Genomic DNA, 23,716 nt, shown 5'->3' with positions numbered 1-23,716 from the left:
AAAGATTGGTTTATATATATAGAGTCTATTGATTCCGTTGACTTCCAGTTCCATCTTGTGTAGGAGTTGTTGGATGGTTACCTTGTGTTGGACTTGTAGTATCAGTTTGACCAGAATTATGTTCTGACGAAGGTAGACTACTTGAAGGTGAAGTTTTTTTAGGTTTATAAATATATAGTTTAACTATCGGATTGCTTAAATCTAGTTTTTCATCCGGTGCCGGACTTTGTTTCGCAATCTCTCCTTCTTTAATTCCTTCTTGTGCTATCTCCACTTCTTTAATTTCAATTCTATCTTCACTAATACCTATACTTTTAAGATTATTTCTAGCAAATTCAAGACTCGAGCCAATGTAGTTTGGCATATTTATCGTCGTTACCTTTTTCTTTTTAGCAACTGTCAAGGTAATCTCTGTCGCCTTACTAAGATCATAAGTAGTACCTTCTGACAGACTCTGTTTCATAACAAGGCCTTCCTCTGTTTCACTTGATTCCTCTTCTACAACTTTAATGAGATTTTCGGGAACTTTTTTCTCCTTCAACTCAGCAATGACATCTGTAGACTTCTTACCAATGTAATTACCAATCTTAAAGGATTGCTTACCAGTTGAAATAATCAGATTAATCTTACTTCCCTCTTTACGGCTACTACCCGCCTCAGGGTCTGTCCGAATCACTCGCCCTTCCTCGACTGTTTCACTAGCTTCCGTTTTCTCATCACCAACTTCAAAGTTGGCTTTTTTCAAGGTTTCCTTAGCTTCAGCAACTGTTTGACCTGCTACATTTGGAATATCGATGGTAGCTGGTGTTCTGGATAAAATCCATACCAGAGAAGCCACAACCAGTACGAAACTTGCTAGTAGAACCAGATAGCGTGCTTTAAAACGACGTTTTTTCACTGGTTTTTCCACAGATTTTTTAGCGCTTACTTCTGGGCTAGCTTTAGTTGCCTGATGGACATCTGCCTGTGGTTGAACCTTAGGAATAGAGGTCAAGGTTGTTTGAGAAACCTTTGGCAATGTCTTTGTGTCCGCCTTACTAGCATCATCAAAAACAAGTTTAGGTTCATTTCTGCGGTTATAAGATAGACTGCTAGATAAATCAACATACATCTCTGAAACCGACTGGTATCGATCTGTTAGCTTTTTAGCAGTTGCTTTGATGACCACATTCTCCAAAGCTTGGGGAACAGATGGATTTTCAGCTATGACCGAAGGAAGAGGTTTTTGAAAATGCTGGAGAGCGATGGTTACTGCACTATCGCCATCATAAGGGATATGCCCTGTCAGCATTTCATAGAAAATAATCCCCATGGCATAGATGTCACTTTGGAACGTTGCTTTAGAACCACGAGCCTGCTCAGGTGACAAATAGTGAACAGAACCCAACATAGAGTTGGTCTGAGTCAGACTGGTCTCTGCAAAGGCTACGGCAATCCCAAAGTCCGTTACCTTAGCCGTCCCATCCGGAGTTAAAAGAATGTTTTGAGGTTTTAAGTCACGATGGACAATACCTTTAGTATGTGCCAAGCGCATCGCTAAGAGAATCTGACCCATGATACGGACAGCCTCTTCATTTGAGAGGGGATAGTGTTCTTTGATATAGCGCTTGAGATCAAGACCAGCTACATATTCCATAGCCAGGTACTGTTGGCCGTCCTCTTCGCCGATATCCGTTATCCGAACGATATGGGGATGATCTAAGTCAGCCATTGCACGCGCTTCACGCTGAAAACGCGCAACAGCAATCGGGTCAGTCTGGTAGTTAGTCCTCAGGACCTTTACAGCTACCTCTTCCCCGTCTAAAATCAAATCCTTGGCCAGGTAGACATCTGCCATACCTCCACGGCCAATTTGTTTGATAATCCGATACCGCCCGGCAAAAATCTTGCCGATCTGGATCATAGTGCCGCCTCCTCCTCAATCGAAACAAGGGCAACTGTAATATTATCAAGCCCTCCGGCATTGTTGGCAAAGCGTACCAAAGTGGCTGCCTTATCATCTAGAGAGATATCGCTAGTCACAATATCATAGATCTCACTACCTGAAATCATATTGGTTAGACCGTCACTATTCATGACCAGATAGTCACCTGCTTCCAAGCTGACAATTCCTAAGTCAGGTTGAATTTCATCTTTTTGCCCAATAGACTGTGTGATGATATTCTTTTGTGGATGTGCCTCAGCTTCTTCAGGTGTCAATTGACCCGCCTTGAGCAATTCGTTAACCAAGGAATGATCGCTTGTCAGTTGACGGTACTCTTCTCCTCGAATGAGACCGATACGAGAATCTCCAATATGAGCGTAAATAGCTTGATGATCAATGATTGCAAGGGCTTCTAGAGTTGTCCCCATTCCCTTGTAGGCTTCATCACGCCCCATTTGATAAATCTTTTGATTTTCAACTTCTAGATGGTGGGCAAACCATTCACGAACTTCATTAACGGTGTCAATCTGCGTATCAACCCAGGCAACACCTAAATCAGTTACTGCCATCTCGCTGGCAATATTACCTGCACGGTGTCCTCCCATCCCATCAGCCAAGATGATCATTGTACGACCGGCACGGTTGACAAAAAGATTGACATAGTCTTGATTATTTGTACGTTTCTGACCCACATCTGTTAATAATGAAATCTCCATTGTGTCAGTTCCTTCCTAATTGGATATCTTGCGAAATTGGCTGATAAAGAATCCATCACTTCCGTATAATTCCGGAGTAATGAGGATACAGCCATCTTTTAGGATATCCTTACATTCATGTTCTAGTTTAACCTGCTCAAACTCGGGATGACTTTCTAAAAAAGCTTGAACCACTTGAAAGTTCTCTTCCGAGACAATAGTACAGGTACTATACGTTATTATACCACCTTTACGTAGCGTTTGACAAACACTACCTAATATTTCCAACTGAATTTCCTGTAATGACGCGAAATCAGCAGTGTCTTTGTTGTATTTGATATCTGGTTTCCGACGCAATAGACCAATCCCTGAGCAAGGGGCGTCGACTAGAATTTTATCAAATTGATCCTTACCAAAAAACTCGTGGACCTTTCGAGCGTCCAGTTTTTGCGTTTGGACACGGTCCGCTACACCTAAACGCTGAGCATTCTCTTGAATCAAAGTGAGTTTGTGGTCATAGAGATCTAGAGCCGTTACCTGACCTGTCGTCAGATAGGATGCCATATGGGCTGTTTTCCCACCTGGGGCTGCACAGGCATCTAAAACCTGCTCGTCACCTTGTAGCTCTAGTGTCGGTGCAACCAGTTGACTTGACTCATCTTGGATAGTAATAAGTCCTTCTGAAAACAAGTCATGACTAGCAAAATGCCCCTGTTCCTTAACCAGACCAGCAGGAGATAAATGAGAATCACTTGCACCAAGCAGAGCTTTAATTTCCTCTTTTCGGCTCAAATCTGTCACACGGATACTGGCTTTATTACGCTTCAATAGACTCTCAAAAATCGCTTGCGCTCGCTCTTCTCCATACTCTTCCTTGAGCTTAGAAACCAACCACACTGGCAAAGAGTAGGCGATAGAATCACGCTTATTTTTACGCTTGATAGAGGCAATATCTGGCAAACCTTCTCGCAGGATACGGCGAAGGACTGCATTGATCAGTTTTTCGCTCCCCTTTTTTCGAAATTTAGCAATTTCAACTGCTTCATTGACCACTGCATGGTCAGGTAGCTTATCTAGATATTGGAGTTGATAGACACTCATGAGAAGAAGAACATAGAGCCAACTATCTAGCTTCTCTCTGTCTTGGATAAAATGAGACAAGTACCATTCCAGAGTGAGTTTTCGAGCTACGGTTCCGTAAACAAGCTCTGTCACCAAGCCTTTATCTGCCGCTGACAGTTGACTTCCCTTAAGATGTTTATTTAAGGCGATGTTGGAGTAAGCTTGTTGGATAAAGACATCCTCCAATACCTCTAGGGCTAAACTTCTAGCCGTTTCTACTTTAGTCACCAAATCGTTCTCCTACTGCCAAAGTTCGTCCCACACCGTTGAGGAAGGAAGCAATGTCCATCTTAGGTTTTCCTGCTGGTTGAACCTGTTTGAAAGACAGGGCTCCTTCTGCTGTTGCGACAATCAATTCTTTCTTACCAATCGAGATAATCTCACCTGGATTCCCCTCACCTTCTACAGGCAGAGCTTCATAGATTTTGAAGCGTTCGCCCTTTAGAAAAGTATGAGCAACTGGCCAAGGATTCATCCCACGAATTTGGTTAAAGAGTTGACGATTGGTCTTGTTCCAGTCCAACTTTTCTTCTTCAGGTTTGATATTAGGCGAAAATGTAACCTGGCTTGGGTCCTGTGGTTGAGGCTGAATCTCGCCAGCAATGTATGCAGGCAAAGTATCCAAAAGCAAATCACGACCAACAATCGCCAATTTCTCAAACAAGGTTCCGACATTGTCCTCATCGGTAATCGGAATACTACGACAAGAAATCATATCTCCTGCATCCATTTCCTTGACCATTTCCATAATGGTTACTCCTGCCTCCTCATCACCCTGAATCAAGGCATAATGGATAGGAGCACCACCACGGTGTTTAGGAAGGAGCGAAGCATGAACATTGACTGCAAAATTCATGCTATCAAGGAGTTTACTTGGGAGGAATTGTCCAAAAGCTGCTGTTACAATCCCATCAGCTCCCAAATTCATGATAGCTTCCATTTCTGGACTACCCGATAATTTTTCAGGTTGGTAGATAGGTAAGCCTGCCTCTTTGGCTGCTTGTTTGACTGGGGTTTCTTGGATGACTTTTTTACGTCCAACCGCACGGTCTGGCTGAGTTACAACTGCTAGAATCTCATAGCGATTATCTGACAAAAGTCCCTTCAAAACGGTCGCTGAAAAGTCAGGTGTTCCCATAAATATTAGTTTTGTCATATCTTCTCCTTCTTATAAAAATTGTTGCGGTTCGTGGTCAATACTGAGACGAAGTTCGCTATTTTCCCGTTCTTGTGTCAAGGCCAAAACCTGGTTAAGGGTTGGACCCAGCTCATCTTCTAAACGGTATTTAATTAAAATCTGATAATGATAGAGGTTATGAGTACGAGCAATAGGTTTTGGCGTTGGTCCAAGGATGATACTAGCATCCGACAAACCTGACCGCAATATTTCCATGACTTCATAAGCTCTTCTAAGAACCTCTTCTTCTTTCTTATGAGACAAGGTAATTCCAATTGTGAAATAATAAGGTGGATAACCCAACTGACGTCTGATGCCCATTTCATAGGCATAAAATCCTTCGTAATCCTGATCCTTGGCAAAGCGAATAGCATAGTGCTGAGGATTGTAAGACTGGATCAAGACCTGCCCAGCTTTTTCAGCTCTTCCTGCTCGTCCTGCCACCTGGGTCAAGAGTTGGAAAGTTCTCTCAGAAGAACGGAAATCAGGCAGGTTCAAGGCTGTGTCCGCATTGAGAACACCAACCAAGGTTACATTTGGAAAGTCCAAGCCCTTGGCAATCATCTGGGTTCCCAGAAGAATATCCGCTTCACCCTTGCCAAACTGCTCAAGTAAAGCTTGGTGACTACCCTTTTTACGAGTGGTATCCACATCCATGCGTAGAATGCGTACCTCTGGAAAGAGTTCAGCTAGCTCATCGTAGGCTTTCTGAGTTCCTGTTCCATAGTAACGAATACTGCGACTCTGACAGTTTGGACAGACATGAGGAATTTCCTTAGAAAATCCACAATAATGGCAGTTCATGGTTTTAGTATCCATGTGTAGCGTCAAGGAAATATCGCAGTTTGGACAGGTATCAACAGTCCCACATTCTCGGCACATGACAAAGCTAGAATAACCACGACGATTGAGCATGAGAACAACCTGCTCTTTTTTATCCAGTCGATCTTGAATGGCCTCAATCAGTGGTGGTGTAAAGTTTGATGTTTCATTCTGCCCGATATAGTCACGGAAGTCAATCAGTTGAACTTCAGGTATACTTGCTAAAGGATTGGCCCGTTGAGTCAGGCGTAGATGCTGATAAACACCCTTACCAGCACGCGCACGACTTTCTAAACTCGGCGTTGCAGAACCAAGGACTAATGCTGCTTGATTGTACTGTGCTCGTAAAAGAGCCACATCCCTAGCATGATAACGTGGATTGCTATCTTGCTTATAGCTAGCCTCATGCTCTTCATCGATAATGATAACACCTAGATTTTTTAAAGGTGCAAAAATAGCAGACCTGGCCCCAACAACTACCTGCGCTTCTCCACGCTCCACCTTGCGCCATTCATCGTACTTTTCACCATTGGACAAGCCTGAGTGGAGGATGGCAACTTGCTCACCAAAACGAGCAATAAAGCGCTCCGTCATTTGAGGTGTCAGAGAGATTTCCGGAACTAGAACAATCGCTGTTTTTCCCATATCCAAGGCACCTTGGATAATCTGCAGGTAAACCTCGGTTTTACCACTTCCTGTAATTCCTTGAAGCAGAAAGGGAGGATATTGCTTCCCAATCGCTCCAACAACCGCCTCACAGGCTACTTTTTGCTCTTGATTTAACTCTAAGGCTTGATTCGACTCGATTCCTTCAAAGTAAGCAGCTGAGCGTTGAACTTCCTTTTGAAGAATCGTCACAGCACCTTGTTCCACAAAGTAATTGACTTGTTCCCGTGAGTAATTTTCTAATAAGGCTGACAAAGGAGTGCTTTCAGGATGTGCTAATAAATAATCTCGCAGTTCCAATTTCTTCTTGGCACGATTTGAGATTTCTAGCTTTTCTAACTGTTCAAGATGAACTTCAACCCAAGACTGTGTTTTAACCCTCTTCTGGTCTATAGCCTGATACTCGAGTTTCAAAAGCCCTTTGCGAGTCAATCGCATCATCTCCGCCTGCTTTTTCAAATCAAGTGATGAAAATGCTAAGGACTCTTGCGAACCGAATAAACGCTCCTTGTCCTCCTGACTCAAGCCTTCCAGAGGATAGAGGATTTTATCATAGCTAGAATTCAAAAATCCCGGAAGCATAGCTTTTAGAATAGAAATCTTGTATGAAAAAACTGACTTACGTAGTTCTTCTGCCAACCAGAGTTGTTCCTCCGTTAAAACTGGAGAAAAGTCAAGAACCTCGGCAATCTCTTTCAAACCTTCATCCGCCACATCTGCAGCAACTTCTTGTTCAATTCCAAGAACAATACCCTGAATCAAGCGATTGGCCTTCCCAAAAGGTACATGAACCCGCATGCCAACTTCCAGCATCCCTTCAAATTCCTCAGGAACCTTATAACTGTAGGGTTGGTCCGTCTGCATCAAAGGAACATCCACAATGATTTTTGCAATAGCCATATCCTCACCTCCTTCTCTTCTTAAATCGTTCAAATTGATTGAGTATTCTTGCAATAGAAAAAATAAGATTGAGTCCCCCCAACCTTAAATTTTTTCACCTTCTTCTTTTTCTTTCGCGATTTGCTCTTTGATTTTCTTTTCTTCTTCTTCTTTCAATCGTCTTTCTTCTTCGATACGACGACGAACCGCTTCGCGTTTTCCTTCTGGATCTGGGTGGATAGTTACATTCCCTGATTCAATTTCTTCCAAGGCACGAAGAGTAGATTTTTCAGATTTAAATTCTTGAGTAGCAGGTGCTCCAGCTTCTAATTCGTGAGCACGCTTTGCTTCCAAGATGACGAGTGAATATTTTGATGGTACCTTGTCAAGTAAGGTATCAATAGAGGGTTTAAGCATCATTTGTTTGTACCTGTTTTCTAAATTTTATCGAATAGTCGGAGACTTTGGTAGCATATCCTGATAATGACCAATCACGCGGTCTACACGGAAATGTTCAGCTTCAATGACACGTTTCACACGCTCGGCAGCTAAAGGAACATGGTCATTTACAATAGCGTAGTCATACTCACGCATCAAAGCAATTTCTTCCTTGGCTTTTTCGATACGCTGAGCAATCACTTCTGCACTATCTGTACCACGGCCTACGAGACGGTCTTGCAATTCTTCCAAATCTGGTGGTGTTAAAAAGATAAAGACCGCATCTGGAACTTTTTTCTTAACCTGGAGAGCTCCCTGCACTTCAATTTCAAGAAAGACATCGATTCCCTTATCAAGCGTTTCATTAACATAAGTCAGAGGAGTTCCATAATAGTTACCCACATACTCTGCATACTCTAACATTTGCCCTTGACGGATCAACTCTTCAAATTCCTCCCGTGTACGGAAGAAATAATCAACACCATCTACTTCACCTGGACGTTGTGCCCGCGTTGTCATCGATACAGAATATTGAAATTGATTTTCAGAACTCTCAAAAATTTCTCGTCTAACCGTTCCTTTTCCAACTCCAGAAGGGCCTGAAAAAACGATTAGTAAGCCTCGGTCTGCCATTATGTCTCCTTTAGATAGTTTGTGAAATGACTTGAAAATTTCTGTAAGACTATATATCTAAAGCCATTTCTGTACACTACAATCTTTCTATCTAGTGTAACAAAAAAGCAGTAATTTTTCAACTGCTCTTTCTTATTTATTTTGCATAATCAACTGCACGAAGTTCACGAATCACGGTTACCTTGATATTTCCTGGGTAATCGAGATTGTTTTCGATTTTCTCACGAACTTTATGAGCCAAGATTGTGACTTTGTCATCTTTGATTTGACCTGGATTTACCATGATACGGATTTCGCGACCTGCTTGAAGGGCAAAGCTATTTTGAACACCTTCAAAGCTATTAGCAATTTCCTCTAAATCATGGAGACGTTTGATGTAACTTTCAAGCGATTCGCTACGAGCTCCTGGACGGGCTGCACTCAATGCATCCGCCGCAGCAACGATAACTGCGATTACACTTTCAGGTTCTACATCACCGTGGTGACTGGCAATAGTATTCACTACAACTGGGTGTTCCTTGTACTTGCGCGCCAATTCAGTACCAATCTCAACGTGGCTGCCTTCTACCTCACGGTCAATGGCTTTCCCAATATCGTGAAGGAATCCCGCGCGACGAGCAAGGGTAGCATTTTCACCAAGTTCGCTAGCCATGATACCAGCCAACTTAGCCACTTCAATCGAGTGGCGCAAGACATTTTGTCCGTATGACGTACGGAACTGCAAGCGACCCATGATCTTCATCAAGTCAGGGTGAAGGTTCGGTGCACCAATTTCATAGGCTGCAGCTTCACCATATTCACGAATCTTGTTATCAATCTCTTGACGATTTTTCTCAACCAACTCTTCGATACGAGCCGGGTGAATACGACCATCCTTAAGCAAGGTTTCCATCGTCATACGGGCAATCTCGCGACGGATAGGATCAAAACCTGACAAGGTTACCACTTCGGGCGTATCATCAATGATAACATCAACCCCTGTCAAACTTTCAAAAGTACGGATATTACGTCCTTCACGACCAATGATACGGCCTTTCATCGTATCATCAGGCAGATGAACCGTAGAGTTGGTAGACTCAGCCACATACTCACCAGCAATTCTCTGCATAGCTTGGGACAAGATATCCTTAGCCAATTTGTCTGAACGTTCCTTGACTTCTTGCTCAGCCTCACGAATGCGACTAGCAATTTCCTTAGTCAAGTTTTCCTCTGTCTGGGCCAAGATAATGTCTTTTGCTTCCGACTGTGTCAGACTTCCGATACGCTCTAGTTCAGCTTGCTTTTGTTTCTCAATTTCTTCTAGTTGTTCTTCACGTACATCAAGGTTTTTTGCTCTATCAGAAATACTTTGTTCTTTTTGTTCAAGTGTTTTTTCTTTGTTCGTCAAATTGTCATCTTTACGATCAAGACTGCTAGCACGTTCGGTCAAACGACTTTCGATTTGCTTGAGTTCTTGACGTTCTGATTTAAATTCAGCGTCCACTTCTTCACGGTATTTTCTGGCTTCTTCTTTGGCCTCCAATAGTGCTTCTTTTTTAAGAGACTTGCTTTCACTCTTAGCTTCATTGAGTAATAAATCAGCTTCGCGCTCAGCTTGTCCTCGTAAATTAGTTGCTTCTTGTTCAGCATTTAAAAGCATCAGCTCTGCAGCCTCTTGTGATGATTTCATCTTGACTGAGATGCTGACATATCCAATGACTAAACCAATGATGACGGCAAAAACAACGATAACAATCGCCATAATTTCCATGTTTTTACCTCAATTTATTTGTTTATCCGAATGATATGCATTCTTATACATTCTACCATAAAAAATCATTTTTAACAAACCTTAATTTGAAGTTGTTTTGGTCATTTCAAGGCTAAAAATCCTTATTTTTCCTAATAAAATAGGCTATTCTCCCTAATAAAATTTTAAAGATTTTTTTAGAAAAAAATAAGTTAAAAAGCCTACCTCTCAGTAGACTTAGTTTCTTTCTATTCTAATCGGTACTCTTCCAAAATTCTGCTCTTCTATACTAGGATTCCCCAGTTGGTAAATCTGGTCTGCCTTTTGGGTCATAGCGTCCCAAGGTTCCTTGCCAATTCGGCTGACTAGATTGACCTGCCCTTTCAGAGACTTAAGGTGTTGTCTGCCTTTTTCGGTAAAGCCAAGGACATGAATGGATTCTGGTAAGTCGTTTTCTCTGACCTGTACCAAGATATAGGTCAAGAGCCGTCTGACACGCGCCTTGGTGTAACGTTTGGTAGTCACTAACTCGACCAATTCTTCCACAGACTGAGCTGTTTTAATAGCTTCATTAATGCGCACAGCCATTTCTTGATTGACCTGATAGATGGTGGTTAGGTCGGAATTTGACAAGATTTGATAGCGTATCAAAGGAAAATAGTCGTCCCAACTCACCTTATTAGCCTGCTCAAAGAGAGAAACAGATGGCATAAAGCGTTCTAAGAAGTCTTGGTCTGACTGGTGCTGACGCAGAGCTGTCGCAGAGGCAAAGTCCACATCCTTGTCCACAGAATGGAAACCCGCCCCCTGACGCTGAATCGGATGAAGTCTGATATTTCGTCCTGCAACTGCCTTGGCATAGGCCAGAGCAAGGACATGATTGGGCGTATTGCCTGAAAAATCAAGACCTGCAAATTCCTTCCACATAGCTTGCGTTTTCTGAGGATAGGAGAGGGAATCAGGTAGATTGCCCACAAATTGCTCCATCTCTTGACCACGTTCTGAATATAGGTCTGCAATTTTCTGGTAATCTAGAACTTCCTCTGTCCCGAAAGCAAGGGTGTTAATCCCCAACCGTGCCAAGATATCTACTGCTCCTTGTCCAAAGAAATCTGCTGCTTGGACACTGACTAAAAAGGGCAATTCTACCACTAAGTCCGCCCCATTTCCCAGCGCCATCTGGGCTCGTGTCCACTTATCTACAATAGCAGGCTCGCCTCTCTGCATGAAATTCCCAGACATGGCAACAATTTTCAGTCCCTCCGCCTGGTCCAGCAGGTATTTGTGGCCATTATGAAAGGGATTGAACTCCGCGATAATACCTGTAATGGTCATGGAAATCTCCTACTTCTGAGCGACGAAAAACCAACGGGTACTGGTTTCTGTTGGCTCCTTGTCTTCAAAGTCCGCAAAGAGTTTGAAGGATTTGAAACCAGCCTGTTCCAGCAAGATATCATAGGTCAAGACCTCGTAAGTCCGTTCCTCATGTACCTCATCATGACGGCTAAAGGAACCATCTGCCTCCTTGACAAAGAAGGTCAGTTCATGCACGATGGAGTGAGGAGCATCGTCCTCATAGGTATCCCAAAGCATGGCAAAGTCTTCGGCGTTTTCATGGTAGGAATAGCCTGGGAAGACCTCATCTGTCTGGTAAGTCGAATGCACATCAAAGATAAAAACACCATCTTCATTGAGGGCATTATATACTTCTTTAAAAACGTCCCCAACTTCCACCTCATCCTGCATGTAACAGATTGAATCGGAATAGCAGGTCACAAAGTCGTATTGACCAGCCTTGGACAAATCCAGCATGTTGCCTTCAATAAACTCAATCTTTTGCTTGGCTGAAGTAGCTCTCTTTTCAGCAATCTTCAGCATATCCACGCTCAAGTCAAGTCCAGTCACATCAAAACCAGCTTGAGAAAAGTGCACAGACTGGATGCCTGTCCCACAAGCCAATTCCAATAGTTTCTTTCTGTCCTTGGTTTTAGGTAAATGACGCAGAGAAAAGTCCGTCCATTTGTCGTATAAACTATCATCCATAACCGCATCATAGACCGCCGCAAAAGTTTCATAAGTTGCCATAATCATGATACCAAGAGCCCCATGGTAAACACCACTAGCCCTTACCTTTCTAACAATTTTCTTCTAACATAAGCAAATAAAACCCAGTTGATTACAACTGAGTTCATCTTCTATGCTAAGGCTTCTAAAATGTCTACAGAATTTGCCTCATGCCATAGTTTTTCGAGGTTATAGTGGGCACGCATTTCTTCTGAGAAGATATGCACTACGACACTACCGAGATCTAATAGGACCCAGCCTCCAGCTGCATCGCCTTCAACATGGCTACCTTTAAAGCCAGCTTCAGCTACTTTTTCACGGATATTGTCAGCGATAGCATCCAACTGACGGCTGTTCATTGAGCTAGTGATAACAAAGTAGTCTGTCACGCTAGTCAAATCTTGTACATCAAGTGCGAGGATATCCTCTGCACGTTTCTCATCAGCCGCTTTCACGACTAGTTCTAGTAATTCTTTTTCGTTCATTTAATCCTCTTTCTAGAAAATATGTTTGTAATCTAGGACATCTGCAAAGCGCCCCTCCCAAATGTCCTCATAAAATTCATTTATCGTTTCAGCTGGAATGTCATCCCCATCAAAGGTTGTGACAGCACCTTCTGGAATAATAAGCTGATAGCCATATTCAAAGGCAACCTTGACAGAGGTATCCACACAATATTCTGTCTGCATACCACATAAAACTAATTTTTCAATCCCCTGTTTATCCAAGTATTCTTTTAAACCAGTTTCTTTGAAAATACTATTATACTTCTTCTGAAAGACCTTTTCATCAGGTTTTCGATTTAAAAGCGCAGATAACTGCCAATCTTCTGATGTTTGGGCTTCAGGGTTCTCAATATGTTGAACATAGATAATTTCGATATTCTTACTTCTAGCTTGGTTTTGTAAATAAGAAATTTTTTCCAATAGACCTTTTGTCTGAAACCCCGTTTCCACTAAAATATTTTGTACATCAATAATGATAAAAGCCGTCTTCATTTAATCCTCTTTTAAATAGTGCACATAGGCGTTATAGGTTCCAAGGGTTTGGGGATAGATGGGAAATCCCTGGTGAGCTAAATGCTCCACAGTACGAGCTGTTTCGTAGGCCACAACCTTATTGAGCGATTGCTCAGCAATCTCACGTGCCTGGTCCACACCTGGAAAGGCACGATTGTGCTCGATATAGTCTGCGACGTAGATAACCTTATCAAGGTCTGTCATCTGACTTGCTCCGACTGTATGAATTTCGATAGCCCGTAAAATTTCAGGATCTTGCAAGTTCAAATCTTCCTGAATCTTGTAAATGCCGACCATCCCATGCCAGACATTATTACCCCAGTTTTTAAGGTCAGAGTCAAGTTGATATCGATCAATCAAGTCTAGAAACTCTTGATCTGATAGCTTTTTAGCATAATCATGAAGTAGCCCTGCTAGACCTGCTTTTTCAACATCCACACCGAAACGTTGAGCTAATTCAATAGCTGCGCGCTCTACACCCAAACAATGGGTCAAACGTTTCTCAGGTAGGAGCTCTGCCATTTTTTCCAACAATTCTTCACGCGAACAGTTGATATAGTCTTGGTATGTCATCAGTAAAGCCCTTCTTTCTCAATATAGTCTAGCACTGATTTTGGCAAGAGAAAGTTAGGTGTGCGACCTTGGGCGATGAAATCACGTACCATACTGGATGAAATATCCATGAGAGGCACATCCACCCAGATGACTGGATAAGAAGTCCCAGCCTTGTAGCGTGGACGCTGAACTCCTACAAACTGAACAAGGTCGACCAGCTCATCAATTCGATACCACTTAGGCAGATAGTCCACCATATCGGCTCCGATAATGAAATAATAATCTGTATCTGGATTCTTCTCTGTCAAAATCTTCATGGTGTCGTAGGTGTAGGAAATACCCTTGCGCTCCAGCTCGATGGTCTCAATAGCTAAACCTTCGATTCCATCGATAGCCAATTCAAGCATCTTGAGGCGGTGGTGTTCAGAAATGGTTTCCTTTTTGTCTACGTGAGGTGGTTGGTATTCAGGCATAAGCAGTACTTGATCCAATCCCAACTGCTGGCGCACTTGGTCTGCCACGATCAGGTGGGCATTGTGAACAGGGTTAAAATTTCCCCCCAAGATTCCAACTTGCTTACGTTTTTTATCCTTGATTTCTGGCTCTAACTCCACTTTTGTAAAGGGAGTTAACAGTTCGATTGCCATAGGCTAATCTCCTTTAGTCTTCTGTAAAATACAGTTTTTGGGAGTATCGTGCTTAGATTTCTTTAACTTTTTTAGAAATCTTACGATTTTCTTTCTTGCTTGATTGTTTATACAAAATCAAGATACGTCCGATTTTTTGGACTGTATCCACGCCGATTTCTTCTTCCAAGATTTCAGCTACTTCATGGATATTTTCATCTGTATTTTGCAAGAGTGTAACCTTAATCAATTCACGAGCATCAAGTGCCTGACGAACGCTGGTTTTGATTTGATCGTTGAGTCCATTTTTCCCGATTTGGATGATGGGTTTGAGGGTGTGTGCCTGGCTGTTGAGGAAGGCACGTTGTTTCGATGTTAATGACATATTCTTTCTTCCTTTTTTGATAGTTATTTTAGGTGATGAGGGACGGTCGGAACTAATTTTTCAATGATTTCATCTTTGAAAAATGGATTTCCTGACCTCACAATTGAGCCTAGGTCTCAATTGTGCCCCTTGCCAATCTAAAGATTGGCAATCACACCACGGCAATAACTATCTTTTTATGAGCTCACTTTGTTCGCTCGGTGATTTTATTTTAAATAATTGCTTTTCTTGTGACGACGGCGACGCCTTCGGGTGCCCAGACGGCGACTTTGGCGGTGTCTGTTACTCGGATCCAGCCTAGGCCTGAGATGACTAGGTCAGTCTTGTCCTTGATAGTAAATACATGTTGGACTAGTTTTGGAAAGTCTTCTTTTTCCTTGGTATTTGGTGGCGTGAGGAGAGTTCCAAGGTGCTTATCGTAAAAGTCACTCGCTCCTTCAAGCTTGGTACGGTGAAGTTTGAGTTCATTGTCAAAGAAAGCTGTAAATCCTTGCTTTTCTCCTGCAATGAAATCAAAGCGTCCCAAGCCACCTAAAAATAGGGTTTGTTCAGGGTTTAGCTGATAGGTTTTTGGCTTGATTTCCTTTTTAGGGCTGATATACTTGAGATTTTTGGCCGTCAAGTAGTGAGCCATCTGGTGACGATGGATAATTCCAGGCGTATCGTAGATATAAGAACCATCATCGAGCGGAATTTCAATCTTATCTAGAGTTGTCCCTGGGAAGCGTGAAGTTGTGATGACGTTCTGGTCACCCGTAATTTCCTGGATAATAGCATTGATAAGAGTTGATTTCCCAACGTTGGTCACACCAACTACGTAAACATCACGTCCCTTACGGTAGTGCTCGATCTTGTCAATGACTTCCTTAATGGCATGCTTATTTTGTGCAGAAGTTAGGACGACATCGACTGGACGAAGACCCTCCTCATGGGCACGTTCCATGAGCCATTGGCTAATTTTACCAGGCTTAACAGACTTAGGAAGGATGTCTTTTTTATTTCCAACCAAGAGCACATCATTACCTGACACAAAGCGTGGCAATCCTGGGATAACAGAGCCATTGAAATCAAAGATATCAATCACATTGACCACCAAGGCATCGCTATCTCCAACCTCGTGCAAGAGTTTGAGGAAATCATCATCTGTCAACTGAACATCAGTGATTTCATTGTAGTGACGAAGACGGAAACAACGCTGGCAATAAACTTCTCCAGTTTCCAAACCTTTTTCAAGTGCTGACTGAGGTGTAAAACCTAAACCAATCTTATCTTCCGTCTGAATGGTTGCTCCGCAACCAATACAGAGAATTTCTTCCATAATTAGATTCCTTTTTTATATGTAATTGGTCCGTACTTTTCAGCGATTTTTCTCATGACACGACGCTCACGCGCTCGGTTAATCTGAGTCTTAATAGAGTCGTGCTGGACCAAGGGTTTAACCAAAATCGAACGAATACCTGCTCGATGGGCTGCTCGAATATCCGTCATCAGCTGGTCGCCTACCATGACCACTTGGTCTTTTTCATAGTGGAAATGTTTCATGGCACGGTTAATTCCTAAAGTAAAGGGCTTCAGTGCCCAGTAAATATAGTCAATGTCAAATTTTTCAACTGCTCGTTTGACACGTTTGGGAGTATTGTTAGATACCACAATGATACGTATCCCAGCATCGCGCAGATCATGCAACCATTGCTTCATCTCTACTGTTCCATCTGGATTATTCCAAGCAATCAGGGTATTGTCCAAATCCACCAAAACAGCTTTGATTCCCTGTTTTTGCAAGCTTTGAACTGTCAGATCATAAACTGCTTCCACAGCAAAATCTGGCATGTAATTTTCAATCGCCATTCTGGCTCCTTTTCTTTCTATTTTTTAGTTTCTAGCAATTTTCTTTAGATACTGAGCCAAGATTGCCCATAAAATTAAACTAGCAATCAAAATATATATCCAGGCATTAGGCTCTTCTGTAAATGGCAGAGGGACATTCATTCCGAAAAATCCTGTAATGACTGCAAGAATGGCTAGCAAAACTGAGATAATGGTCAAGGTTGTCAAATTATCATTCAGATTGTTGTTTAGGATATTATTGTAAGATCCTGAGAGTTGTTGTAAAACCTGGGAAATCAAATCTGTCATGGACACTAACTGATGTGCTTCAATCATAGCATCATCAAACTGCTCTCTTTCCACTTCGTTAAAGTTCCGATAAAGCGCATGTCCCTGGATATGCTCCAAGAGGAGGCGATTTTGTTTAGCCGCAGCTGTCAAGTAAACCATACCAGTTTCCAAGTCAGAGAGGGCAAAGAGATTTTTTTTAGTTGTTGTTTGACGCAACAAGGCACTGATTTCATCCTTACTTTTATCCATCTGTTCAATGACAGGATAATAAGCATTGCTGATAAGCTCTAAACCGGCAAATAGAAACTTGTAGATTGAAATGATTTCATGATTTTCAAGATAGCCTAGCATCTGATCAATGACATAGGCGTTCTTATGATTGCTGATGGTAATCATTCGTTGTTTTTCCACGATAAAGGTCATAGGAATGGCTTCATAGTATTCCTTGTCCCTTTCTAAGTCAAGAACGTTGTAGATAAAGGTCACTGTCCCATTCTCACGGTTATAATCCATGTGGGCCCGTTCGTTTCTATCCAGCGCATATTCGATGGTTTCTTTATCCAATCCATAGATTTCTGATAGGTCTTCGAGATTTTTAATGATTTCCACATCTAGATTAATCCAGGTGCAACCATTCCCTAACTGCTTATCTAAAAACATCGTTTCTCCTTTACCAAACTCTTTCTATTGTACCATAAATCAAGTAAAATTTCAGTTCTCTTCTTTTCTTGAAAAATTGCTAACCACAGTAATATTACGGTTAGGAACAAAGTGAAGGGCTTGGTCGTCACTTCTCAGTTGAGTCGTTCGAATTCCGACACTAACTACTTTTCCTGATACAGTAATAGGCCCATTGGTCAAAATAACTTCATCTCCTACATCCAACTGACGTTCAAAGAGAATAAAGAAGCCGTTGATGACGTCTGAAAGGAAGCCTTGTGCCCCCATGCCGATAGCCACTCCAGCAATCCCCGCACCTGCAAGCAAGCTAGAAACAGGCAACCCTAAGATAGACAAGATACAGTAAATCAAGAAGAAATAAAGTGTGTAGTTGAAAATATTCTCAAGCAAACGAGAAATGGTCTTCTGTCTACCTGCATCTCGATTTGAAAACTTAAGTGACGGTTTAACAATCTTTCCTACAGCAACATGGAGGAACTTTTTAGCTATATAAAATAGAAGGATAAGAAGTAGAAGAGAAATCACCTTGGTCAAGAGATTTTCTAATACAGTTGTTAGATCTAATTTATCCAAATAACGTTGAAAAAATTCTTGCATATAAAACTCCTTTTCTATTCATTATACCATAAATCCTTCCTCGCCATCCTTTTCATAAATATTCATTTATTCCAATAAAACTTATAACTCACTTGCTTTTCAAGCATATTTATACTATAATCATAAACAATACACAAAAAGGAGACCTCTATGAAAAGAATTATTCGTGCTTGGAACAAAACAAATCTAATCAAACGGATCGGGATCGGAATGACCTTGGGAGCTATTCTAGGTCTTCTCGTTCCTAATCTTACTGGCATCGGTTTATTGGGAGATTTATTTGTAGGAGGACTAAAGGCCATCGCTCCTATCCTGGTTTTTGCTTTAGTCGCTAATGCCCTTTCCCAACACCAAAAAGGCCAAGATAGCAATATGAAAAAAGTTATTTTCCTCTATTTGCTGGGGACTTTTGCTGCGGCTCTTGTAGCAGTTTTGGCTAGTTTTCTCTTCCCTGTTCAGATGGTCTTGAGTAGCGCTAGCACAGAAGTTACTCCTCCAGACGGTATCGGACAAGTACTCAGCAATCTTCTGCTAAAAATAGTAGATAATCCTGTCAATGCCATCATCGAAGCTAACTATATCGGAATTTTGTCTTGGGCTATCGTCTTTGGGATTGCCATGCGAGAAGCTAGCAAAAATAGCAAGGAGCTACTCAAAACAATGGCCAGTGTGACTTCAAAAATTGTCGAATGGATCATCAACCTTGCGCCATTTGGTATCCTCGGGTTAGTTTTTGAAACCATCTCTGACCAAGGTATCGCTAGTTTAGCAAATTACGGAATCCTACTCGGACTTTTGATTGCCACTATGGTTTTCGTTGCCCTAGTGATCAATCCTCTGATTGCTTTTCTCTTTATCAAGAAAAATCCTTATCCACTTGTTTGGAAATGTTTGCGTATCAGCGGAGTCACAGCCTTTTTCACTCGAAGCTCAGCTGCAAATATCCCTGTTAATATGAAACTCTGTGAGGATCTAGGGCTTAATCCAGATACCTATTCTGTCTCTATCCCACTTGGATCAACTATCAATATGGCTGGAGCTGCTGTCACTATCAATATCTTAACCCTAGCAGCTGTCAATACCCTTGGAATCTCAGTTGATTTTGCAACAGCCTTTGTACTCAGTATCGTTGCAGCCATCTCTGCCTGCGGTGCTTCAGGAATTGCTGGAGGTTCACTCCTACTTATCCCGGTTGCTTGCAGTCTTTTTGGGATTACCAATGATATCGCTATACAGGTTGTAGGTGTAGGTTTCGTCATCGGTGTTATCCAAGACTCTTGTGAAACTGCCCTCAACTCTTCAACAGATGTCCTCTTTACAGCAGTAGCTGAATTTCCCTCTGCTCGCAATAAATAATCAAGGCAAGCCTATTTAGGGCTTGTTTTGTCTGGTTTCTATCAATTACTTTAGGAAATGTCTCATGTCTATCACCCAACGTACTTTTAAACTCGTTCTGGCAACCTGTTTAGCCTGTGTTCTAGCCTACTTTCTGGATTTATCTTCAGCAGTGTCCGCTGGTATCATTGCCCTATTGAGCTTATCGGATACCCGTCGAAGCACCATTAATCTGGCTCGCAATCGTTTATTTTCAACCCTTCTTGCTCTTTTCATTGGCGTCCTTTCCTTTTACCTGACTGGCTATCACATCTGGAGTTTTGGTCTCTATTTGGCTCTCTATGTTCCTCTGGCCTATAAACTGGGCTGGGAAATTGGCATTACCCCGAGTAGTGTCCTGGTCAGTCATCTCTTGGTTCAGAAGTCCACATCACCTGATTTGCTAGTGAATGAACTCCTCCTATTTCTGATCGGTACGGGATTTGCCTTGACTGTCAATCTTTACATGCCTTCTCGGCAAGAAGAAATCCATCTCTATCATCTCAAGGTAGAAGAAAAACTCAAACACATCCTACAACGTTTTGAATATTATCTTGGAAAGGGCGATGGTCGTAACCGTGCCCAACTCGTTGAAGAACTGGATCAGCTTCTTGAAGAAGCTCTCAAACTGGTCTATCTTGATCACTCTGACCACCTCTTTCATCAGACCGACTATCATATCCACTATTTCGAAATGAGACAGAGACAGAGTCGCATTCTTCGTAATATGGCTCAACAAATCAATACCTGTAATCTAGCCGCAAGCGAAAGTCTAATCCTTGCCCAGCTATTCGCTAAAATTGCGGATCAACTCAGTCAGACCAATCCTGCCAATGATTTATTAAATGATATTGAAAGCTACCTACAGGTATTTCGCAATCGCAATCTCCCTAAAACAAGGGAAGAATTTGAAACGCGCGCAACCTTACTTCAACTCCTGCGCGAATTGGAAAACTTTATTCAACTGAAAGTTGACTTCTATCAACGCTATTCTGAAGAAAAAAGCAATCTATCATCATAAACAAAACACCTTTTGAACTGCGAAAACTTGCAATTCAAAAGGTGTTTTTCTGTCTCGAACCTAGCTAACTAGTGAATCTTACTAAGTAGCAAAATTGCTATGAACTCCTAATGATAGACTGATCTTGCTCTTAAGCAGAATAAATAGAATTTCTAAACTCATCTGATTCCTTGAGATATGCTTTGTATATAGCTTTTTTCAACTTCTGAACAGGAGTTTCAATGAAACGGTATTGTTTTTGACTGATATTTCCTGCTTTAATCTGAGCAAGTTCTTCTTTTACCGCTTCTTCCATCAATTGCTTCATTCGTTCAGGACTAGAAATCACTTCCTGCTTACCTTTGTAGTCAATGGTAATCGGTTTTAACTTGCTGATATTCGCAATCCGTTCATCCATTTGTTCCTTCTTGAATTGAGCATAGGTCTTACCAGCTAAGATCTTTTCAAAGATGTATTGGTCTGACAAGGGACGATTCTCGTTTTCTGCATCTTGCTTGTACTGATTAGAGACATAAGGAACGAAACCTTCGTAATAGCCAAGAGCTGCCATGAGTTCAAAGGCTTGTTTTCTAAAGCTGATATCACCACTCATTCCCTTATCATTTTCGTTGACACCATAAATCGTATCAAACATATCAACGGTATAATAGCCATTGGCTTCTACTTTCCCTGTAGCCGTGAATCCTTTAATGATATAGCGATTTACCACGATGTGATTGTCAATCAAACTATGAACATCGCCTAGCTTGCTAGCATCTGCCTCGGTTAAAGCCTTGATTTCTTCGCTCTGGTGGCTTGGTTTGACAGATGGATTTGGATAAGAAACAGGAGTTCTTGAACCACTTGTCGCACTCGGCAAGAGTTGCTTGAAGTAGACTGCCTTATCCGCAGCTGACAATCCTCGACTTGCCTCAGCTTCTAGATAATCTAAAGTATAGAGAACATCGAAACTTCCGTGCATATATTCTTTCAAATCTGCGGCTGATTTAAAGCGCTCTGGCGTCTTGTTGTAGAAGCTGTCTTTGTCACTCTCGTCATAGACAAAGTTCAAGTTAAAGTAGCTATCTGTTTCTGGAGTGTAGGAGTTTTCAAAGATTCCACGTGCATAGAATTCTGCCCCTGTACCATCTCGTCGACCATAATTATTAAAGAGGACTGTGCGATCCAACAAGTGAGTCATTTCATGAGAATAGGTCGCTGACCCTCGATCATCCAAGACCCTATCAATAAAGTAACGCACACCTGCACCATTTGCCTCAGCACCAACTGATTGGGACGGAGAATACATGCCTAGAGGAGACATGAAGTCCTTGACTCCCTTATCCGCCTCTGAACCAAACTCCTTAGACCAGGTTTCCTTGATGCCTGCATTTTGCTTGCTAGTATACTTTTTCATAGTATCCACAATCAAACGGTTGGTTACTAGTTTTGATTGATTGTCTTTTTTAGTGATTCTATAAAGCGTATCAACATAAGCAGCCTGACGCTCAGCTGTCAATTCAACCAAAGCCTTCACTTTTTCCAATTCAGCCTTATATTGAGCAGGATTGCTTTGAGCCAGTGAGGTATCCATATAAGTTCCGATATTTCCGTAGGAAACAGTTGCCATATTAGTAATGGCATAGATGCTCGGTTCCTTGATGTTTACTAGGCCTAGAAGAGTAGCCATGTTATATTGTTTGCGATTATCAATCTGTTGAGGTTCTGCCCCGTACTTGGCAGGATCAGAGGTCAACTTCGTGTAGAGACTGACATTTTCATCTGTTTTTTCTTTAGATTTTTTCTCAACAACGATGGCTTTTGTAGCATCCTTCAACCAAGTATCACCATCCATGTTTGTAAAGGTAGTTCGGTTATAGTCAAGAAAGTCTAATAGAGTTGACTTATCGGTTACCTTTCCAAAGTATGTTTCAAATGTTCGTGGGCTATTGACCAGCTTCATCTCATCATAGCTCATTGAACCTAGAGATGTTAGCCATTCTAATGACGTAACCTTCTTGCCAAAAGAGCTTGGATTGTAGGCAAGAATATCACGGATGTTGGTCTTACCAAAATCAATGTTATAGAAACGATTGATATAGGTTAAACCTAGGAGAATCTTTTCCTTATTAGCTTCTAAATCTGCCTGAACCTTAGCCCTGCTTTCCGCTGTATTTCCGAGCACACTCAAGGTATGGGCTACAACTTTTTTAAGGTCTGTATCTAGGGTCTTTTTCGTTTCTTCAAGTGTGTCTTTAATAGATAATCTCTCTAGATATTCTTTGCGAAGGACTTCTTGAACCTCTTCATCTGAAATAGTAGGATTTGTCTTTTTGAGTTCAATCTTCTTACTAATTACATCCCGCCCCAGAATATTTGGTCTGAGGGCATTTGTCACATAAGCATTGGAAAGTAAATCTACAGCCTTCATTCCTTGGCTAGCCGGTCTTACATCAATGGCATTTTCCAACTCCGTATTCACCGGAAGAAGATGAGGTTTGTTTTCTTTGCTTCCCACCAAGATGATCTTTGGCTTCATTGCTTTTGTCACAGCACTTGTTTCCGTGTGTGATAGCATTTCACCTGTTTGAGGATTCACTTCATAAACTCTGGTAGTGGTGGTCTCGCCAGGCTCGCCCTGGCTTTCTACTTTTTCAAGGTCCTTCTCAAGTGTTGGATCCTGACGGCGTTCCTCCTTGATTGGAATTGGGGTCACAATGGTTTGGACATTTCCGACCTTCACTACCTTATCAATCGGAGCTGTTACTTCTTTTTGGTGTTCTCTTTCTGTAACCTGACCTGTCTGAGCATCTACTTGATAGGTGGTAGTCGTTTTTTCGCTTCCTTCCTTACCAGGAACAGCAACTTTTTCTGTTTGATAAGGAAGTGTCGGGTCCGCTTCATATATCGTATTATTTGCGATGACCTTTGTTTCTACACTTGGTTTGGTCCCAACTAGAACAACCTCATCTACCTTTTCTACCAGAGTTTTTGATGTACTAGACTCTGTAATCTGACCACTGGTTTGATCTCTTGTATATCGGGTAGTGGTTTCTACTTGTCCATTGACCCCATGTGTTTTCGTTTTTCTAGAACCGACTTCTTGGCTGTCATCTGCTTGATAGATTGTTTTATATGGGATTGTTTGGGTTTCAATCTTAGGTTCTGGAACTGGGGCCGACTCTACCTTAGTGCCTACTGCGATAATTTCG

General features: G+C 41.8%; 22 protein-coding genes. 2 read left to right on the top strand and 20 right to left on the bottom strand.

Annotation, left to right across the window (positions count from 1 at the left end):
- Positions 1–25 precede the first annotated feature (25 nt).
- The 19 genes from pknB to HMPREF2728_RS09685 form a co-directional block, all read right to left on the bottom strand.
- Positions 26–1,903 carry a Stk1 family PASTA domain-containing Ser/Thr kinase gene (pknB, locus tag HMPREF2728_RS09775; protein ID WP_075227806.1) on the bottom strand — a complete coding sequence of 626 codons (1,878 nt, stop codon included), beginning with the start codon at positions 1,901–1,903 and terminating at the stop codon, positions 26–28.
- Positions 1,900–2,640 carry a Stp1/IreP family PP2C-type Ser/Thr phosphatase gene (locus HMPREF2728_RS09770; RefSeq protein ID WP_045763175.1) on the bottom strand — a complete coding sequence of 247 codons (741 nt, stop codon included), beginning with the start codon at positions 2,638–2,640 and terminating at the stop codon, positions 1,900–1,902. The genes pknB and HMPREF2728_RS09770 overlap by 4 nt, the downstream gene beginning before the upstream one ends.
- 15 nt (positions 2,641–2,655) lie before the next feature.
- A complete protein-coding gene (gene rsmB, locus HMPREF2728_RS09765; protein WP_075227830.1) occupies positions 2,656–3,969 on the bottom strand; it encodes a 16S rRNA (cytosine(967)-C(5))-methyltransferase RsmB in 1,314 nt (437 codons plus the stop codon).
- On the bottom strand, positions 3,962–4,897 hold the full coding sequence (fmt, locus tag HMPREF2728_RS09760; RefSeq protein WP_075227805.1) for a methionyl-tRNA formyltransferase: 936 nt from the start codon (positions 4,895–4,897) through the stop codon (positions 3,962–3,964). Before fmt ends, rsmB begins: the two co-directional genes overlap by 8 nt.
- A gap of 12 nt (positions 4,898–4,909) precedes the next feature.
- Complete coding sequence (locus HMPREF2728_RS09755; RefSeq protein WP_075227804.1) at positions 4,910–7,306, bottom strand: primosomal protein N'; 2,397 nt, start codon at positions 7,304–7,306, stop codon at positions 4,910–4,912.
- Between the two features lie 84 nt (positions 7,307–7,390).
- A complete protein-coding gene (gene rpoZ / locus HMPREF2728_RS09750) occupies positions 7,391–7,705 on the bottom strand; it encodes a DNA-directed RNA polymerase subunit omega (RefSeq protein ID WP_006146546.1) in 315 nt (104 codons plus the stop codon).
- Between the two features lie 24 nt (positions 7,706–7,729).
- Positions 7,730–8,356: a guanylate kinase gene (gmk, locus tag HMPREF2728_RS09745; RefSeq protein WP_000775049.1), complete on the bottom strand. Its 627-nt coding sequence runs from the start codon at positions 8,354–8,356 to the stop codon at positions 7,730–7,732.
- 136 nt (positions 8,357–8,492) lie between these two features.
- Positions 8,493–10,106 (bottom strand): ribonuclease Y, encoded by a 1,614-nt coding sequence (locus tag HMPREF2728_RS09740; protein WP_075227803.1) that lies wholly within the window; start codon positions 10,104–10,106, stop codon positions 8,493–8,495.
- 216 nt (positions 10,107–10,322) lie between these two features.
- The gene (locus tag HMPREF2728_RS09735) at positions 10,323–11,420 is read right to left on the bottom strand and encodes a nucleotidyltransferase (protein ID WP_075227802.1); all 1,098 of its coding nucleotides are present in this window, start codon (positions 11,418–11,420) and stop codon (positions 10,323–10,325) included.
- Positions 11,421–11,429: 9 nt separating this feature from the next.
- Positions 11,430–12,170 (bottom strand): class I SAM-dependent DNA methyltransferase, encoded by a 741-nt coding sequence (locus tag HMPREF2728_RS09730; RefSeq protein WP_075227829.1) that lies wholly within the window; start codon positions 12,168–12,170, stop codon positions 11,430–11,432.
- A 110-nt stretch (positions 12,171–12,280) separates the two neighbouring features.
- A complete protein-coding gene (rsfS, locus tag HMPREF2728_RS09725; protein ID WP_075227801.1) occupies positions 12,281–12,634 on the bottom strand; it encodes a ribosome silencing factor in 354 nt (117 codons plus the stop codon).
- A 12-nt stretch (positions 12,635–12,646) separates the two neighbouring features.
- Complete coding sequence (locus tag HMPREF2728_RS09720; protein WP_075227800.1) at positions 12,647–13,147, bottom strand: cysteine hydrolase family protein; 501 nt, start codon at positions 13,145–13,147, stop codon at positions 12,647–12,649.
- Complete coding sequence (gene yqeK, locus HMPREF2728_RS09715) at positions 13,148–13,741, bottom strand: bis(5'-nucleosyl)-tetraphosphatase (symmetrical) YqeK (protein ID WP_075227799.1); 594 nt, start codon at positions 13,739–13,741, stop codon at positions 13,148–13,150.
- The gene (locus HMPREF2728_RS09710; RefSeq protein WP_075227798.1) at positions 13,741–14,370 is read right to left on the bottom strand and encodes a nicotinate-nucleotide adenylyltransferase; all 630 of its coding nucleotides are present in this window, start codon (positions 14,368–14,370) and stop codon (positions 13,741–13,743) included. The genes yqeK and HMPREF2728_RS09710 overlap by 1 nt, the downstream gene beginning before the upstream one ends.
- A gap of 52 nt (positions 14,371–14,422) precedes the next feature.
- Positions 14,423–14,734: a ribosome assembly RNA-binding protein YhbY gene (yhbY, locus tag HMPREF2728_RS09705; protein WP_000060171.1), complete on the bottom strand. Its 312-nt coding sequence runs from the start codon at positions 14,732–14,734 to the stop codon at positions 14,423–14,425.
- A gap of 211 nt (positions 14,735–14,945) precedes the next feature.
- Positions 14,946–16,052 (bottom strand): ribosome biogenesis GTPase YqeH, encoded by a 1,107-nt coding sequence (gene yqeH, locus HMPREF2728_RS09700; RefSeq protein WP_075227797.1) that lies wholly within the window; start codon positions 16,050–16,052, stop codon positions 14,946–14,948.
- 2 nt (positions 16,053–16,054) lie between these two features.
- Entirely contained in the window at positions 16,055–16,582 is a 528-nt protein-coding gene (locus tag HMPREF2728_RS09695; RefSeq protein ID WP_075227796.1) for a YqeG family HAD IIIA-type phosphatase, read from the bottom strand.
- A gap of 24 nt (positions 16,583–16,606) precedes the next feature.
- Entirely contained in the window at positions 16,607–17,512 is a 906-nt protein-coding gene (locus tag HMPREF2728_RS09690; protein ID WP_049508908.1) for a magnesium transporter CorA family protein, read from the bottom strand.
- A gap of 51 nt (positions 17,513–17,563) precedes the next feature.
- Positions 17,564–18,130, bottom strand: a complete 567-nt coding sequence (locus HMPREF2728_RS09685; RefSeq protein WP_049529950.1) for a mechanosensitive ion channel family protein — start codon at positions 18,128–18,130, stop codon at positions 17,564–17,566.
- A gap of 150 nt (positions 18,131–18,280) precedes the next feature.
- On the opposite strand from HMPREF2728_RS09685, the gene sstT reads away from it, so the two are divergent.
- Positions 18,281–19,486 carry a serine/threonine transporter SstT gene (gene sstT, locus HMPREF2728_RS09680; protein ID WP_075227795.1) on the top strand — a complete coding sequence of 402 codons (1,206 nt, stop codon included), beginning with the start codon at positions 18,281–18,283 and terminating at the stop codon, positions 19,484–19,486.
- Positions 19,487–19,550: 64 nt separating this feature from the next.
- The gene (locus HMPREF2728_RS09675) at positions 19,551–20,525 is read left to right on the top strand and encodes an aromatic acid exporter family protein (protein WP_075227794.1); all 975 of its coding nucleotides are present in this window, start codon (positions 19,551–19,553) and stop codon (positions 20,523–20,525) included.
- Between the two features lie 130 nt (positions 20,526–20,655).
- Here the strand turns inward: HMPREF2728_RS09675 and HMPREF2728_RS09670 are convergent.
- Positions 20,656–23,716 (bottom strand): ZmpA/ZmpB/ZmpC family metallo-endopeptidase (locus HMPREF2728_RS09670; RefSeq protein ID WP_186822208.1); only part of this gene is annotated, 3,061 nt, incomplete at its 5' end.

This window comes from Streptococcus sp. HMSC061D10 (genome assembly GCF_001808865.1).
Lineage (GTDB): Bacteria > Bacillota > Bacilli > Lactobacillales > Streptococcaceae > Streptococcus.
This window is presented reverse-complemented; position numbering and strand designations above follow the sequence as displayed.